The organism is Holdemanella sp., assembly GCF_056804935.1.
Genome location: NZ_DBMEXE010000246.1, coordinates 1 through 2,267 on the forward strand (window position 1 = coordinate 1; position 2,267 = coordinate 2,267).

2 protein-coding genes and 1 riboswitch are annotated in these 2,267 nt (G+C 34.7%); both genes read left to right on the top strand.

The genetic code is table 11. The features are described 5' to 3' along the window. The first annotated feature begins 358 nt into the window (after positions 1-358). A riboswitch (Lysine riboswitch) is annotated at positions 359-525 on the top strand. Between the two features lie 83 nt (positions 526-608). Further along, on the top strand, positions 609-1,439 hold the full coding sequence (locus ACZQCL_RS08880) for a transporter substrate-binding domain-containing protein (RefSeq protein WP_117572321.1): 831 nt from the start codon (positions 609-611) through the stop codon (positions 1,437-1,439). Between the two features lie 2 nt (positions 1,440-1,441). After that, the gene (locus ACZQCL_RS08885; RefSeq protein ID WP_227991272.1) at positions 1,442-2,164 is read left to right on the top strand and encodes an amino acid ABC transporter permease; all 723 of its coding nucleotides are present in this window, start codon (positions 1,442-1,444) and stop codon (positions 2,162-2,164) included. Positions 2,165-2,267 lie beyond the last annotated feature (103 nt).

Sequence of the window (2,267 nt, forward strand, 5' to 3'; positions counted from 1 at the left end):
GAAGTACGTTTCTGCCACAGATATTCTATCAGATTTTAAAAAGACTGTCGACAGTCACTTTGTCAACAGTCTGGAGAAAAGATTTGTTCTTTTCTTTTTTTCTTGTTCAAAAAAAAGGGTGAGTCTATTATTATGACTCACCAAGAAATAGGAATATATGAAATAAACAGAATAAGTTATTTAGGAAAGGGTTATATGTATTGGGTTGATACCTGTTTATTTCTGTCTATAGAATAGTCTTAAAAACTTAAAAGAAGCTTAAAGAATGATGAAAATATTTACAGTTTTATGAAAATTTGCAAATTCTTTCTTGACACTATGTATATGACGAGTATAATATGCACTATAAAGTAAATCGAGTAAAGATAGAGGCAGCATTGCATCAGAGTAAAGCATGGAGTTGGCAGACTGTGAAGTGTTTGAAAGGTAACCAATGCCGAAAGAGATAAAATGGCAATTTTGTTTCTTGGGGTTATAAGGAATACTTATAACACTCCTTCGTCAGGAAGAGGCGTTATCTTATAGTTAATGAGATTGTTTTTTAGCTATGTGGTATGCCGCATAGCTTTTTTCTATTCTTTGCCGATTAGAGAAGGAGAAAAAGAAATATGAACTTTAAAAAATTAATGGCATCTGCCATGGTATGTGCTTTTGCACTAACAGGATGTGGATCAAACACAGCTACAACATCAGAAGATAAAGACACATTTGTAGTAGGAATGGAATGTGGATATGCTCCATTTAACTGGCAAACATCTGAAAAAACAGATACTTCTGTAAAATTAGGAAAATCTGGATATGCGGATGGATATGATGTTCAAATCGCAAAAAAGATTGCGAAAAAATTAGGAAAAAAATTAGTTATTAAGAAAACTGCATGGGATGGATTGATTCCAGCTTTAGAGGGTGATGAAATCGATGCGATTATCGCTGGTATGACTAAAGATAAAGATCGTGAAGAAGGGGCTGACTTTACAACTCCATATTATGATTCAAAGGGAATGATCATGATTGTTCGTAAAGATAGTGAAGAAGCTGGATATACTGATATTCAACAATTTACAGGTAAAAATATTGTTGGTCAAAAATCAACAAACTATGATTCAGTCATTGATCAAATCAAAGGTGTAAATCACGTAACACCAAAGGCTACTTATCCAGAAATGGTATTGGCTTTACAACAACACGAAGTGGATGGAATTACTGCTGAAATGGCAGTTGCCAAAGGTGTTGTAGAAGCAAACCCTGACTTAACAGTCGTTCAATTTGCAGATGGACATGGTTTTGATTGTGATACAACTGTTTCAATCGCATTAAAAGAAGGTTCTCGTGATTCTGAATTCTTCAAAAAAGTTCAAAAAGCATTAGATAGTATTAGTGATGAAGAACGTGAAGAAATGATGGAACATGCAGTAGAAAACCAACCAACAGAGGATTAATTATGCGTATTGATTTTGCGAAAGCTTGGAACATATTTGTTCATAATCTACCTCTTTTCCAATATGGAATTGAGATGACCTTGTTGTTCGCATTTGTTGGTACGTTTGCAGGATTTGTCGTCGGCTTATTAGTCGGCGGCATTCGTGCGATTGAGATCAACGAATATGATTCAATGGGTATTAAAGTTTTAAAAAGAATAGGTAGAATCATTACGGGATTGTATATTTGGGTGTTCAGAGGTACACCAATGATGGTTCAAGCTATGTTTATTTACTATTTAGGTAAACCTGTGATTGGATGGACTCCGATTACAGCAGGTTTGATTATTATTTCAATCAATACAGGCGCTTATATGGCTGAAATTATTCGTTCTGGAATTCAGTCTGTGGATAAAGGGCAAAATGAAGCTGCGATGTCTTTAGGTATGACAACGACGCAAACTTTGATGTATGTTGTATTTCCTCAGGCCATTAAAAATTCATTTCCTTCTATTGGAAACCAATTGATTGTAAATATTAAGGATAGTTCAATGTTGAATGTTATTACGGTAACGGAATTGTATTTCCAGACAACATCTGTAGCAGGAAGTAACTATCGTTATATTGAAACGTTTATGGTTTCAGCAGTTTTATATTTAATTTTAACAACACTTGCTTCTTTCTTATTGAATTATCTTGAAAAAAGAATGGATAGCGAAAGCAGTATGAAAGATTTCTGTAGCTAGGAGGATATTTATGGTGCGCCAGTTCGGTGCAGTTGATTTAGTTAGGTGAAACTCCTAACCTGGTAACTCTTGGAGCAAAGAGGCCAGTATCTAGTCCTTGGGC

Excerpts from the sequence above, each read along its gene's own strand:
- ACZQCL_RS08885 (WP_227991272.1), top strand. The coding sequence starts at position 1,442 with ATGCGTATTGATTTTGCGAAAGCTTGGAACATATTTGTTCATAATCTA.
- ACZQCL_RS08880 (WP_117572321.1), top strand. The coding sequence starts at position 609 with ATGAACTTTAAAAAATTAATGGCATCTGCCATGGTATGTGCTTTTGCA.